This is a genomic window from Dyella sp., assembly GCF_035508675.1.
GTDB lineage: Bacteria > Pseudomonadota > Gammaproteobacteria > Xanthomonadales > Rhodanobacteraceae > Dyella_B.
The window spans coordinates 1-13,193 of sequence record NZ_DATJMN010000126.1; the positions used below are offsets into that span (position 1 = coordinate 1).

Here is a 13,193-nt window from a genome sequence, read left to right on the forward strand (position 1 = left end):
CATTCCGGGCCTCGCCGAGGTATCGATCGGACATGCTTTGATCGGCGAAGCCTTGTATGAAGGCCTGACGAATACCGTGCGCAACTATCTACAGATTCTGCGCTAATCATTTGGCCGTCCAGACGGCTATGTACAAACAGAAACCCCCGCTTTCGCGGGAGTTTCCATGGGTAACGCCTGGGCTATACGGTTGAACTGTTCCGATTCAACCGTAACCGTTGCTTGTTACTGCCCACTACTGTCGGTAAAGCCGATCTTGTTCAAACCGTAGCTCTTCGCATCAGCCAGCACGCGTGCAACCACCTGATAAGGTACCTGATCGGCTGCATCGATCTGCAATTCGGGCTGATCCGCTTCACTCTTGGTCGCAATGACCGCGATCTGCGTCTTCAACTGCTGCTCGTCCACCGGAGTGTCGTTCCAGTAGAACGCGCCCGACTGGTCGATCTTCAGATGCACCGGTTCCGGCGGATTGCTGGGCGGAATGATGTTCGGGTTCGGCTGCGGCAAATCGATCTTGATTTTGTGGGTCAGGATGGGGGCCGTGATCATGAAGATGATCAGCAGCACCAGCATCACGTCAACCAGAGGCGTGACGTTGATGTCCGCCATCGGGCCTTTCCCACTTCCAGTACTGAATGCCATGGTTCGTTACTCCTTACCGGTCGTCATGAAGCCAACATGGACCATTCCCGCGTCCTTGGCTTCACTCAGAACCTTCCGGACGACCTTGAACTCGGTATCGTGCGCGGCACGAATCTGGAGTTCAGGCTGTGGAGACTTGGCAGCATAGACTCTGAACTGCTGTTGCAGCTCGCTATCCGTAATAGGAGTCTGATTGTCCTGGAAGAACATGCTGCCGTCCTCTTTGACAGCCAGATCGATAACTTCCGGCGGCGGCGTGTTTTCCACCTGATGTGGATTCGCCGTCGGCAGCTTCACCGTGATCGTGTGCGACATCAGCGGTGCTGTGATCATGAAGATGATCAGCAGCACCAGCATCACGTCGACCAGCGGCGTGACGTTGATTTCCGACATCGGCGAGCCGGACTCGTTTCCGGAGCTCATCGCCATGGGTCAACCCCTCACTTCTGAGTTTGAGCGACGCCTTCGACGCGCGCACCGGTAGCGAAGAAGTCGTGCAGATCGTGCGCGAATTCGTCGAAACGGGCGTAGGTCAGGCGGTTTGAGCGGGTAAAGAAGTTGTAGGCAAGCACCGCCGGAATAGCGGTGAACAGACCGAACGCGGTCATGATCAGCGCTTCACCCACCGGACCGGCCACGGCTTCCATCGAAGCGTTACCGGAGGCCGCGATACGGATCAGGGCGTGGTAGATGCCCCACACGGTACCGAGCAGACCGATGAACGGTGCCGAGGAGCCGACGGTGGCAAGCAGGGTCATGCCGCCTTCCAGGCGAAGGCTTTCGCGAGCGACAGCCTGGCGCAGGGCGCGGTCAATGAATTCCGAGCGGCTCAGCGATTCGGCCAGACGGCCAGCACCGCTGGATGCTTGCTGATGGTGAGCCACTGCCGAGGCAGCGTCCAGGGCGATCTTCGAAAAGGGTTCGCTCTTGGGCTGGGCTTCCAGTTCGCGAATGGCGTCCTGGGTGGAGTTGTTGGACCAGAAGCCGTTGATCACGCTATCGGCGCGACCACGTACGAGTGAGTTGCGGATCGCGTTGGCGATGATGAAGTACCACGAGGAGAACGACATCGCGACGAGCACGACGAAAACAATCCAGCCGAGCGGATCGAAGTGGTGGATAAGATCGCCAAAGCCCATTTGTTGCATGGCTTGGGCGTTGGCGTTGCCACCTAGAGCCGGAGCGGCATCGGTCGGAGCAGGAGTCTGTTGGAACATAAACGCTACCCTTAGAAGTCAGGCGTGAACTGTAACTGTAATCGAAATTACAGCTGGTTAAGGTTGAAGGTGATGGGGATGTCTACCGTCGATTCGACCGGCTTACCGTTCTTTATTTCAGGATTGAAGCGGACCTTCTGGACCGATTCCATCGCTGCACGGTCAAGCTCGCGGAAACCACTGCTTTGCTTGACGGTGACACTCTTCGGACTGCCGTCGAGACCCACGATGACCTCAAGGACCACCGTACCCTCATGGCGCTGGCGAATCGCCTGCGGAGGATACTTCGGCTGCAGCTTGTCCCGGTAAGAGGGATCAACACCTGCCTTGATGTCCGAAGGTGGAGCTGGCGGTGCCGGTGGCGCAGGCGGCGGCGACGGGGCCGGATTCGTGGACGGCTCCTCCACGGCCGGCGGCGGAGCCGGCGGCGGCGGATTCGGCGGAGGAATCACCTGCTTGATCACTTTCGGCGGCGGCTGCTTCGGCGGCTCCGGCGGCGGGGGCGGCGGGGGCGGCGGAGGCGGAGGCGGCTCGAGGAAGTTCACCTGCACGATCTTTTCTTTTTGAACTTCCGCCGTCTTGGGCGGTGCGGCAGGCGCGATCAGTATCAGGAAAGCAAACGCATGGAGTGCGATGGCTACCGCCAGCGCCCATGTGCGCCCCCAACTGAACGGCTTAGCGCCGGTATCTTCGTTACTTGAGGCCATCTGTCGCTTTCAATCAGGAGCTAGTAATCGGGGTGACGTGGTCGCAGCATTCAGCGGCAAAGTCCGCTCCCAAGAGGGTGACATTTGCCACTGGACAACGCGGGAAAAATCCAACGGTACAACAGCACATGGCGTTTGTATAGCTTTTGTGTAGGTAAAAGATGGCAATCTTTATGGACGTCCATCTGACCTTCAAAAGTGCTTTTGCCATGTAGCTTTTTTAACTACCAATGTTGGCTTGCTTCAACCACTTCGCGGCTTGAGCTTTGGTTTCCGGGTCCTTCTCGGCTTCCAGCACTGCGTCGGCAGCAGCTGCCTTATCCTTTAGGCCAAGGTTAGCTTGAGCGAGGGCCATGTAGGCCTTGCCCTTGTGCTTCACGCCTTTGCTGATGGCTTCTTGCAATAGCGGCTTGGCCTTGCTGAATTCGTTCTGCGTAACCAGTGCAACGCCAGCCTTGTAGGCGGGCTCGCCGTCGCTCGCCAGCGGGATGGCCTTCTGGTAGGCCTCAGCCGCTGCATTGGCGTCGCCGCCGATCATGTGGGCGTCGCCCATCAGCACGTAGTTGTCTGCGCTCGGCTTGACGACGCCCTTGGTCATGCCCTCCTGCAGCACTTCCACGGCTTTGTCCGTAAGCGGGCCGGGATCTTGCGTGCTCTGATCCTGCGCCTTGTTCATGTAAAGCTTGGCGAGAGTCACGTAGTCGTTCTCGGTGGTAAGTAGGCCTTTCGCTCTGCCGTCTTCCATCAACTTCAATGCGTCATCGTATTTCTGCATCTGGATGTCCAGACTCAACGCATTGTGGAAAGTGGTGGGATCGGTCGGCGAGGCAGCGGCCGCCTGCTTGGCGATCTCAGCCGCTTTGTCTTTTTGGCCGGAATCGTTATAGGCAAGCATCAGCAGCTGATTCCAGCGCGGATCCGGCTTGTCGGTCATCGATTGCGCTTTCTTGATGGCGGCGATCGCTTCGGGATACTTCTGCAGGCGGTAATACGCTTCGCCTTCCAGTGCATAGGACTCCGGCGTCTCCTTCTTGCCTTCGGCGCGCCACTTTTCTATTTCGTCGATCGCCGGCTGATATTGCTGATTGAGCACGTAGAACGTAGCCAGCTCGTATTCGAGCTGGAAGTACGCATCGTTCGGCATGACGCCGTTGTCGAGTGCGCGCTTGAGCAAATCGATGCCGCCCGGCAGGTCGTTGTTTGTTGCATGTACGCGAGCCAGGCCTTGCAGCGCCATGGCCTGGACATACTTGCTCTTGCTCTTGTCAACCAGCGGCTGGAGTATCTGCTCCGCCTGGTCCTTGTTGTTCGCCTGGGCCGCGTCGAGTCCTTTGTTGAGCGCTTCCTCTTCTTTCTTGTCGGTCAGATCCAGCTTTGGCTCTTTACGGGTCGCATTGGGATATTGCGGAGCCGCTTTCTGCTGGTTGCCAGACGAGTTGTCGCTTGCTAGCGCCGGAGTGCTCGCCAACATCAGCGCAAGCGCAGCGCCGGCCAGCATCTTCAGGGAAGCGTGTTTCATAGCGTTCCTCAAACGGAGTCGAATTGCACGCACAAGCTGTGCGGGGGATCACTGAGATTAACCTGACCTTGCTATCGATAACAAGCTGCATCGCCGCATTAAAGTTTCTTTAAAATCAAATAGTTATGCCGTTGTTGCCATACGGCACCGCATTGCGGGCGGAAATCCACCCCAATGTATGGACATAGATTAGACGAGCACCGTGACGGACGTGTGTATGACTGTTCGCGTGTGCTAATGCATTAATGCAACAGCGCATCCAACGTGCCGCGAAATCCGCGGCCCGTTGTAGGGTGTTAGATATCCAGGTTGGCCACCTTCAACGCGTTGGCCTCGATGAAATCACGACGCGGCTCAACCGATTCACCCATCAGCATCGAGAACATCTGGTCAGCAGCGATGACGTCCTCAATGCCGACCTGCAACATACGGCGCGTTTCGGGATTTACCGTGGTTTCCCACAATTGTTCCGGATTCATTTCGCCGAGACCCTTGAAGCGCTGGATGGTGCGCCCCTTCTTTGCTTCTTCCAGAAGCCAGGTGCGCACGTCGGCAAAACGGACGACACCACGCGAGGCGTTGCCGCGCCGAACGACTGCATCTGCCTGGATCAGGCCGGCTAGTTGCTGGCTGATGGAAAGAATCGGGCGGAATTCCGAGCCGGCAAAGAACGGTTGCGGCAGCAGCCAAGTGTGGTTGAGGCCATGCTGCTCGCGGACAACTTCGATCGCTGCGGACTGTTCGCCGTGAGCAGGCCGGAAAGACAAGCGATAGCGGGGTTTACCCAGTCCGCTGGAAGCCAGGTTCCTGGTGACCCCCTCCAGCCAATTTTGCATGGCTGCCAGATCGTCCCAGTAATGCGCCTGGATGGGTTCATGCTCGACCATCGCGGTCAGCACGTTGGCATCGAAACGATGACCGAGACGTTCGATTTGATCCAAAGCCGCCTGGTAATCACGCAGCAGTTTTTCCAGCGCTTCGCCGTTGATGGGCGGTCCCTCAGGGCTGCAATGCAGTCCGGCATTGTCCACTGCGCTGGAAATCAGATACGCGTTGAGTGCAGCGTCGTCCTTCAGATACAGCTCCTGCTTGCCCTGCTTGAGTTTGTACAACGGGGGCAGGCCGATATAGACATGCCCGCGTTCGATCAGATCGGGCATCTGGCGGTAGAAGAACGTCAGCAGCAGGGTGCGGATGTGCGATCCGTCCACGTCCGCGTCGGTCATGATGATGATGCGGTGGTAGCGCAGCTTGTCGGGGTTGTAGTCCTCTTTCCCGATGCCGGTACCCAGCGCAGTGATCAAGGTGCCGACTTCGGCGGAGGAAAGCATCTTGTCGAAACGAGCCTTTTCGACATTGAGAATTTTGCCCTTCAACGGCAGCACGGCTTGCGTTTTGCGATTACGGCCCTGCTTGGCCGAGCCGCCGGCGGAGTCACCCTCGACCAGGAATAGCTCGCATAGCGAAGGATCCTTTTCCTGGCAATCGGCCAGCTTGCCCGGCAAGCCGGCGATATCCAGGGCACCCTTGCGGCGCGTCATCTCGCGGGCCTTGCGCGCTGCTTCGCGCGCACGCGCTGCGTCCACGACCTTGACCGCGATGGCTTTGGCTTCGTGAGGATGCTCGAGCAGGAAATCGCCGAGTTTCTCGTAGACCACCTGCTCCACTACCGTCTTCACCTCGGACGACACCAATTTGTCCTTGGTCTGCGAGGAGAATTTCGGGTCCGGCACTTTGACCGAAAGCACCGCGATCAGGCCTTCACGCATGTCGTCCCCCGACAGCGTGACCTTAGCATTCTTGGCGAGCCCTTCCTTCTCGATATAGGCCTGAATCGCACGCGTGAGTGCAGCGCGGAAGCCGGTGAGGTGGGTGCCACCGTCGCGCTGCGGGATGTTGTTGGTGAAGCAGAACATCGTTTCCTGATAGGAGTCGGTCCACTGCATCGCCAGATCGACCGTGATCGCATCCTGTTGCGCAGTGAGGCTAATCACATTCGGATGCAACGCGGTTTTCAGCTGTGCAAGGTGCTGCACGAATGACTTGATGCCACCTTCGAAGGCGAAGGTATCGCTGCGCCCTTCTCCACGCTCGTCGCGCAGGTCGATGGTGACGCCGGAGTTGAGGAAGGCCAATTCACGCAGGCGCTTGGCGAGTATTTCGTAGTGGAACTCGATGTTGGAAAAGGTTAGCGGGCTTGGCAGGAAGCGCACGGTGGTACCGCGGCGCTCCGAAGGACCGATCTGCTTCACCGGATATTGGGGTTCGCCCAGTTTGTATTCCTGGTGATATTCGTGGCCGTCGCGATAGATGGTCAGCCAGAGATGCTCGCTGAGCGCATTCACGACGGATACGCCCACACCGTGCAGGCCTCCCGATACTTTGTAGGAGTTCGCGTCGAACTTGCCGCCAGCATGCAGCACCGTCATCACCACTTCAGCAGTGGAACGGCCCTCTTCCGGATGCATGTCGACGGGAATGCCGCGCCCGTTATCCTGCACGCTTACTGAACTATCCTCGTGAATGGTCACGATGACGTGGTCGCAATAGCCGGCCAGGGCTTCGTCGATGGAGTTGTCGACGACTTCGAACACCATGTGGTGGAGGCCGGTGCCATCATCAGTGTCGCCGATGTACATGCCGGGGCGCTTGCGCACCGCTTCTAGGCCTTTGAGTACCTTGATGCTGTTCGAATCGTAGGATGCGTTCATGCAGTAACCATGTTCCGACGCCAGTAATCCACCCGGGTGCGGCGCCGTGAAAGGCCGGGTTGGATGTAACCGATGAATTATAACAGGGGCGTCAATTGACCCTGTTCCACGTGGAACATTCGAATAGGTAGATGCTCTAGAACCTTCGGTAGCTCGGTACCTGAGACAAGTACCTGCGCCGAGGTACCTTGCAGGCTGTTAACCACAGCAGCTTGATGAGTTTGATCGAGTTCGGATGCCAAGTCATCCAGACAGACAACAGGCCATTCGCCCCGGTGCTGTGCATCCAACCGAGCCTGGGCTAGCACGCAGACAAGAGCAGTCAGCTTCTCCTGGCCTCGAGACAGATGTTCACGCTGCGGGGCAAGCTCGAAGGAGATTGACCAGTCCGCACGATGGACACCTGACGCGGTGTGTCCCCTACCCTGGTCCCTCACGCGCTGTGACGCCAGCACGTCCGCTAGCGCCTCATCGTCGGGCCAGCCGCAACGGTAGCGAAGATCTAGCTCCCCTAGTTCTGGCAGAAGCAGTGCAGCCTGTTCTCTCAGCAACGGAAGCAACGCCGCGAGGTATGCCCGCCGCCATTGGTGAATCAGGGCGCCAGTACGATCCAGCTCTACCTCCCAGGGTCCAAGCAAACCCTCATCAAGCGTTGTTCCTCCGCGTAGAAGGCTGTTGCGTTGCTTTAGTGCTCGCTGGTACCGGCGCCAAGCGACCAGGAATTCCTGTTCCACGTGGAACACACCCCAATCGAGAAAGCGTCTCCGCTCCTCGGCGCCGCCAGCGATCAGCGCATGCGACCCCGGTTCGAAGCAAACCACGGCGCATTCACGAATCAACTGCCCAAGGGAAACATCCTGACCGTCCAAACGGGCATCCCAACGAGCCCCGTCACGTCCCATTCCTAGGCGATGCGTCGTCCCATCATCACGCCGTACGGTTGAAAAAATACTCAAACCTGCCGCTCCTCTTTGCAGCAACGCATCGCGCGCTCCGCTTCGAAACGAGCGCCCATGGGACAACAGAAAGGCAGCCTCCAACACTGACGTCTTGCCGGCCCCATTCGCCCCGATCAAGACATTGAACCCAGGCACCAAGTCCAGGGAGAGATCACTAAGACAGCGCAAACCCTGCAAATGCAAACGTTCGAGTCTCATGAACCCTAAGCTCTCAAACGAAGACGCCGGGGCTTGGAGCCCCGGCGTCACGAAGGTAACAGCTGCCCGTATTCGGCATGCAACCGGACGTCAAAGTCGCAACGGCATGATGACGTGGCGTGATTGCTCGGTTTCCTCTTCTTGCACGAGACAGCTCGACTGTGCATCGCGAAGACTCAAGCGAGCTTTTTCACCGCGAAGCGCGGCCAGCGCGTCGAGCAAATAACCCACATTGAATCCGACGGTGAGATCCGACACGCCCGTCTCGGCCTCGACTTCTTCGACGGCCTCTTCCTGCTCCGGGTTATGCGCGACGATCCGCAACTTGCCCGGTGAAAATTCAAGCTTTACGCCACGATACTTCTCGTTCGACAAAATCGCCGCGCGCTGCAATGCGCCACGCAGAACTTCGCGATCAAGGGTAGCGCGCTTGTCGGCGCCAAGCGGAATCACCGCTTCGTAATCCGGGAAACGACCGTCGATGAGCTTCGACGTGAACACCACCTCGCCGCGGCGCACACGCAGATGATTGCGGCCGAATTCCAGTTCTACCGAACCGTCGCCGGTTTCCAGCAAACCGATCAGTTCGTTCACACCCTTGCGCGGAATGATGATCTGGCGACGCGCAGACACTTCGCTTTCCAGCGTCGTCTCTTTCAGGGCAAGCCGATGTCCGTCCGTGGCAACGCAGCGCAGCGAATGCTCCTGCAAATCCAGCAACATGCCATTGAGGTAGTAGCGCACGTCCTGATTCGCCATCGCAAACGCAGTGCGCTCCATCAGATCTCGCAATACTTCTTCAGGGAGACTGACGCGCTCAACCAGCTCGATCTCGTCGATGGTCGGAAATTCCGTGGCCGGCAAGGTGGTGAGCGTGAATCGGCTACGACCCGCGTTTAATGCAACACGATCCCCGTTTAGTTTCAGCTCTATCTTCGCGCCGTCCGGCAAAGCGCGAACAATATCGAACAGCTTGCGCGCGGGAATCGTCGTTTCGCCGTCGACCAGCTTTTCAGCCTCGGTCGAGGCAACCATTTCGACCTCAAGATCAGTCCCGGTAAAAGAAAGCTTACCGTTGCCTACTTTGACCAGAAGATTGGCGAGTACCGGCAACGTCTGGCGACGTTCCACCACGCCGACAACCTGCTGCAAGGGTTTAAGCAGCGCTTCTCGTTGGATGCTGAATTGCATGTTTGTGCTTTCCCTATCCTGCAGTTCTGTTTTTAAAAAGAAGAAAGGTGGTTGTAGTAGGCTCGGTGGATATCTTGAAAACCCAAGAACATCCTTGTCAAACAAAGAGTTACGAAAGTTCTCCCTGTGCTCCAGTCGCTTTACGACTTGTGCATCGTCAGTGGATAACTTCGATGCACCAAGGCGTCCTCATATTATCCACAGGATATATGCCTGGTTTTCAAGCGCTTGTTCAAGCATCAACCGGTCAATGAGCGAATCAGCTGTTCCCAATCTTGACGCATGCGCGTATCGGCCTCACACAGTTTGCGAATGGTGCGGCAGGCATGCAGCACGGTCGTGTGGTCACGGCCGCCGAAGGCTTCGCCAATCTCCGGCAAGCTGTGTTCGGTCAGCTCCTTGGACAAGGCCATCGCAATTTGGCGTGGCCGTGCTAGCGACCGCACGCGCCGCTTGGAAAGTAGATCCTGCAAGCGCACGCCGAAGTACTCGGCGACGATCTTCTGGATGTTCGGCACGGTCACAGCCTGTGCGTGCGTGGCAAGCAGGTCGCGCAGGGTTTCCTCTGCAAAATCGGTCGTGATCGGTCGGCCGTAGAAATTGGCGCGCGCGGCGAGCGTGTTGAGCGCCCCTTCCAGATCGCGCACGTTGGAGCGGATGCGCTTGGCCAGCAACATCGCCACGTCCTCGCTCACCTTGACACCCTTGTCGTGCGCCTTGGCGAGCAGGATCGCAGCGCGCGTCTCGAAATCCGGCGGCTCGATCGCGACCGACAACCCCCAGCCCAGGCGCGACTTCAAGCGAGGCTCAAGCTTGTCGACCTCCTTCGGATAACGATCGCAGGTCAAAATGATTTGCTGCTTCGATTCGAACAGCGCGTTGAAGGTATGGAAAAACTCCTCCTGCGTGGTGTCCTTGCCAGCGAAAAACTGGATGTCATCGATCAGCAACGCATCCACCGAGCGGAAGCGGCGCTTGAATTCATCCATGCTCTTGGTGCGCAGCGCCTCGATCATCGAACCGACGAACTGTTCCGAACGCAGGTACAACACTTTGAAGCTCGGATTGTGCTCACGCATCAAGTTGCCGGCGGCGTGCATCAGATGCGTCTTGCCCAACCCGGTGCCACCATACAAAAGCAGCGGGTTGTAGGCGCGGCCAGGGTTCTGCGCCACCTGCATCGCAGCGGCCTTGCCCAACTGGTTGGACTTGCCCTCAACGAAGGTTTCGAACGTGTAGTGAGGGTCCAGGTGGTGGTGGAAAGCCACCGAGGCGGCCTCGGCGACAGCGGGCGAAGGGGATGGCTTGACGGGCGCAGCATGGCGCCCGTTCACCGGCGCGATGGCACTTGAACCCACCTCAAGACGCACCAACAGACTTTGTCCGTTCAACAGCGCCAGCATGGCCTCGATACGAGGCAGGTAACGGTCGCGAACGACGTCCAATGTGTAGGGATTTGGTGCGTACAGCTGCAATCCGTCGGCATCTTCGCGCGCCTGCAGTGGCATCAGCCAGGTATGCAGGTCCTCGGCGCTCAACTCGCCTTCAAGACGCTCGAGACAGCGCCGCCACAGATCACTCATGGATACGTTCAACCACAGAAGGGGCGCTTTCGCGCAGGGTGGACCGGGAAGTCTACCAGCACCAACCCAACAACTATCCACATGGATATCCACAACCTGCCGCCATGGCTGCATTTGACACGGGGCGGTCCTCTTCCGCATACTTCCCAATCTTTTTCACCCATTCATTAGGAGGAAGCCATGAAGCGGACCTTCCAGCCCAGCAAGCTCAAGCGCGCCCGCACGCACGGCTTTCGTGCTCGTATGGCCACGGCCGATGGTCGCAAGGTGCTCAACGCCCGCCGCGCCAAGGGCCGCAAGCGCCTCATCCCGTAAGCGATCGCGCTGATGGGCACCGCCGGCCTGCCGCGCGAGGCGCGGATTCGCCGAGCTGGTGATTTTGCGGTTTTGCGTCAAGCCAGCGGTCGCTTCGGCGGCCGCTGTTTTTCTGTGCGCTATCGCCAGAACGACGTGGGGCATGCACGCTTGGGTCTTGCCATCTCCAAGCGGGTTTCCAAGCGCGCCGTCGATCGCAACCGCATCAAGCGGCTCGTGCGCGAGTCGTTCCGGCGCGCCCGCCACGCACTTCCGCCGGTGGATCTGATGGTGATGGCGCGTGAACAGGCCTGTACCCTGCCCGGTGCCGTGCTGTTGGCTGAGCTCGATGCCTTGTGGCGCAAATTGCCGCCGTTGAAGCGTGAAGGCGACACCTCCACAATGGCGTGTTGATCTTCCCTTCTTCCGTCCCCCTGGCCCGCCATGGCGGGGCCTCTTCACGGATCGCTACGCGATGAATCAAACGCGCACCTTCCTTCTCTTCGGCCTGCTGGCTGTTGCCTATCTATTGTTCCAACAGTGGGAGCAGGATTACGGTCCCCATCCGCCTACGCCCACCGCTGCCTCGAACAATGCCGCAAACGGCAGCAGCACCCCGGGCGTCACACCGTCCATCTCCAGCGGCAATACGGATGAAGGTACGGGCCAGCTCGTTACCGTTACGACGGATGTGTTGCGGCTGACCATTGACACGCGCGGCGGCAGCATCGTCCGCTCGGAATTACTGCACTATCCGGTCGCGCCACGCACGAAGAAAGATCCGAACCCAGCGCCGATCCGTCTGCTCGATGACCATGCAAGCGACTATTTCGCTGCCCAAAGCGGCCTGGTCAGCGCCGACGGCGCTGCGCCTGACCACCGCGCTATTTTCCAGGCCCCACAAACCAGCTACGAGCTGGCCCCTGGCCAGGACGCACTCAACGTTGACCTGACCTGGACCGATTCTTCCGGCATCAAGGTCGTCAAGCGTTACACCCTGCATCGCGGCAGCTACGTGATCGATCTCGATCAGCAAATCGACAACGGCAGCGGCAAATCCTGGGACGGCAACGCCTATCACCAATTGCAGCGCGTCGACCGTCCTGCGCCGGTATACAGCAACTTCTTGCAGCGCATCTCCGACCAGTCGCGCTATGGCTTCTTCGGCGCGGCGTGGTACAGCCCGGACCAGAAATTCAACAAGCTCGCCTTCGACAAGTTCGAAAAAGAGCCGCTGGACAAAAGCCAGGTCACCGGCGGCTGGGTGGCGATGATGCAGCAGTACTTCCTCGGCGCGTGGATTCCGCCGGGGAAGGAAGCCGATACCTTCTCCACCGCGGTGGTGAACGAGGCTGACGGCAAGCCGCGCTACGTCATCCGCAGCGTCAGCCCGCAGATCAGCGTGCCGGCCGGCCAGCACGCGGACAGCTCCGCGCAGCTCTACCTCGGCCCCAAGCTGCCCTCCGAGCTCGCTGCGATTGCACCCGGCCTGGACCTGACCATCGACTACGGCATGCTGAAAATCTTCGCCGAGCCGTTGCATTGGATTCTTGCCCAGCTCGACAAGCTCACCGGCAACTGGGGCGTTTCCATCATCCTGCTGGTGCTGCTGATCAACCTGGCTACCTTCAAGCTGACCAACGCGCAGTTCGAGTCGGCGAACAAGATGCGCAAGCTCAAGCCACGCATCGACGCTTTGAAAGAACGCTACGGTGATGATCGCCAGAAGATGCAGCAGGCGATGATGGAGCTGTACAAGAAAGAGAAAGTGAACCCGGCCGCTGGCTGTTTCCCGCTGCTGATCACCATTCCTATCTTCTACGGTCTCTACTACGTATTGCGCGACAGCGTGGAGCTTCGCCAGGCACCATTCTTCGGCTGGATCCATGACCTGTCGGCGGCAGACCCGTATTTCGTGCTGCCGATTCTCTACACCGTCGTCATGCTGGCCCAGCAATGGTTGATGCCGGTGCAACCCGGCATGGACCCGACCCAACAGAAGATGATGAAGTTCATGCCGCTGATGTTCGCGGTGATCTTCCTGTTCTTCCCCTCGGGTCTGGTGCTCTATTACGCGGTCAACGGCCTGTGCCGCCTGTTGCAGCAGTGGTGGATGATGCGCCGGGCCGATGCCGCGTCGGCCAAGGCAGCGGCATAAGAAGAAACGCC

Annotated in this window: 13 protein-coding genes; 4 read left to right on the forward strand and 9 right to left on the reverse strand. The window is 58.7% G+C overall.

What is annotated here, in order from left to right; translation table 11 throughout:
• Window positions 1-106, forward strand: a 106-nt coding sequence (locus VMA74_RS07230) for a pyridoxine 5'-phosphate synthase (protein WP_325366001.1), incomplete at its 5' end; no start/stop codon positions are given.
• A 119-nt stretch (window positions 107-225) separates the two neighbouring features.
• Here VMA74_RS07230 and VMA74_RS07235 read toward each other — a convergent pair.
• The 9 genes from VMA74_RS07235 to dnaA form a co-directional block, all read right to left on the reverse strand.
• Window positions 226-645 (reverse strand): biopolymer transporter ExbD, encoded by a 420-nt coding sequence (locus VMA74_RS07235; RefSeq protein ID WP_325365963.1) that lies wholly within the window; start codon window positions 643-645, stop codon window positions 226-228.
• 6 nt (window positions 646-651) lie between these two features.
• Window positions 652-1,074 carry a biopolymer transporter ExbD gene (locus tag VMA74_RS07240; protein ID WP_325365964.1) on the reverse strand — a complete coding sequence of 141 codons (423 nt, stop codon included), beginning with the start codon at window positions 1,072-1,074 and terminating at the stop codon, window positions 652-654.
• Window positions 1,075-1,085: 11 nt separating this feature from the next.
• Window positions 1,086-1,862, reverse strand: coding sequence for a MotA/TolQ/ExbB proton channel family protein (locus tag VMA74_RS07245; RefSeq protein ID WP_325365965.1), 777 nt, complete (start codon window positions 1,860-1,862; stop codon window positions 1,086-1,088).
• Between the two features lie 47 nt (window positions 1,863-1,909).
• Entirely contained in the window at window positions 1,910-2,569 is a 660-nt protein-coding gene (locus VMA74_RS07250; RefSeq protein WP_325365966.1) for a TonB family protein, read from the reverse strand.
• A 220-nt stretch (window positions 2,570-2,789) separates the two neighbouring features.
• Window positions 2,790-4,088 (reverse strand): tetratricopeptide repeat protein, encoded by a 1,299-nt coding sequence (locus VMA74_RS07255; RefSeq protein ID WP_325365967.1) that lies wholly within the window; start codon window positions 4,086-4,088, stop codon window positions 2,790-2,792.
• A 296-nt stretch (window positions 4,089-4,384) separates the two neighbouring features.
• Window positions 4,385-6,799: a DNA topoisomerase (ATP-hydrolyzing) subunit B gene (gene gyrB, locus VMA74_RS07260; RefSeq protein WP_325365968.1), complete on the reverse strand. Its 2,415-nt coding sequence runs from the start codon at window positions 6,797-6,799 to the stop codon at window positions 4,385-4,387.
• A 77-nt stretch (window positions 6,800-6,876) separates the two neighbouring features.
• Window positions 6,877-7,956 (reverse strand): DNA replication/repair protein RecF, encoded by a 1,080-nt coding sequence (gene recF, locus VMA74_RS07265; RefSeq protein WP_325365969.1) that lies wholly within the window; start codon window positions 7,954-7,956, stop codon window positions 6,877-6,879.
• 90 nt (window positions 7,957-8,046) lie between these two features.
• On the reverse strand, window positions 8,047-9,147 hold the full coding sequence (gene dnaN, locus VMA74_RS07270) for a DNA polymerase III subunit beta (protein WP_325365970.1): 1,101 nt from the start codon (window positions 9,145-9,147) through the stop codon (window positions 8,047-8,049).
• 239 nt (window positions 9,148-9,386) lie between these two features.
• A complete protein-coding gene (gene dnaA, locus VMA74_RS07275) occupies window positions 9,387-10,730 on the reverse strand; it encodes a chromosomal replication initiator protein DnaA (protein WP_325365971.1) in 1,344 nt (447 codons plus the stop codon).
• Between the two features lie 180 nt (window positions 10,731-10,910).
• On the opposite strand from dnaA, the gene rpmH reads away from it, so the two are divergent.
• From rpmH to yidC, 3 genes are all read left to right on the forward strand, one after another.
• Window positions 10,911-11,045, forward strand: a complete 135-nt coding sequence (gene rpmH / locus VMA74_RS07280) for a 50S ribosomal protein L34 (protein ID WP_007510029.1) — start codon at window positions 10,911-10,913, stop codon at window positions 11,043-11,045.
• A 12-nt stretch (window positions 11,046-11,057) separates the two neighbouring features.
• Window positions 11,058-11,438 (forward strand): ribonuclease P protein component, encoded by a 381-nt coding sequence (gene rnpA / locus VMA74_RS07285; protein WP_325365972.1) that lies wholly within the window; start codon window positions 11,058-11,060, stop codon window positions 11,436-11,438.
• Window positions 11,439-11,499: 61 nt separating this feature from the next.
• A complete protein-coding gene (gene yidC / locus VMA74_RS07290; protein WP_325365973.1) occupies window positions 11,500-13,182 on the forward strand; it encodes a membrane protein insertase YidC in 1,683 nt (560 codons plus the stop codon).
• Window positions 13,183-13,193: the final 11 nt, after the last annotated feature.

Excerpts from the sequence above, each read along its gene's own strand:
- VMA74_RS07235 (WP_325365963.1), bottom strand. The coding sequence starts at position 645 with ATGGCATTCAGTACTGGAAGTGGGAAAGGCCCGATGGCGGACATCAAC.
- VMA74_RS07240 (WP_325365964.1), bottom strand. The coding sequence starts at position 1,074 with ATGGCGATGAGCTCCGGAAACGAGTCCGGCTCGCCGATGTCGGAAATC.
- VMA74_RS07245 (WP_325365965.1), bottom strand. The coding sequence starts at position 1,862 with ATGTTCCAACAGACTCCTGCTCCGACCGATGCCGCTCCGGCTCTAGGT.
- VMA74_RS07250 (WP_325365966.1), bottom strand. The coding sequence starts at position 2,569 with ATGGCCTCAAGTAACGAAGATACCGGCGCTAAGCCGTTCAGTTGGGGG.
- VMA74_RS07255 (WP_325365967.1), bottom strand. The coding sequence starts at position 4,088 with ATGAAACACGCTTCCCTGAAGATGCTGGCCGGCGCTGCGCTTGCGCTG.
- gyrB (WP_325365968.1), bottom strand. The coding sequence starts at position 6,799 with ATGAACGCATCCTACGATTCGAACAGCATCAAGGTACTCAAAGGCCTA.
- recF (WP_325365969.1), bottom strand. The coding sequence starts at position 7,956 with ATGAGACTCGAACGTTTGCATTTGCAGGGTTTGCGCTGTCTTAGTGAT.
- dnaN (WP_325365970.1), bottom strand. The coding sequence starts at position 9,147 with ATGCAATTCAGCATCCAACGAGAAGCGCTGCTTAAACCCTTGCAGCAG.
- dnaA (WP_325365971.1), bottom strand. The coding sequence starts at position 10,730 with ATGAGTGATCTGTGGCGGCGCTGTCTCGAGCGTCTTGAAGGCGAGTTG.
- rpmH (WP_007510029.1), top strand. The coding sequence starts at position 10,911 with ATGAAGCGGACCTTCCAGCCCAGCAAGCTCAAGCGCGCCCGCACGCAC.
- rnpA (WP_325365972.1), top strand. The coding sequence starts at position 11,058 with ATGGGCACCGCCGGCCTGCCGCGCGAGGCGCGGATTCGCCGAGCTGGT.
- yidC (WP_325365973.1), top strand. The coding sequence starts at position 11,500 with ATGAATCAAACGCGCACCTTCCTTCTCTTCGGCCTGCTGGCTGTTGCC.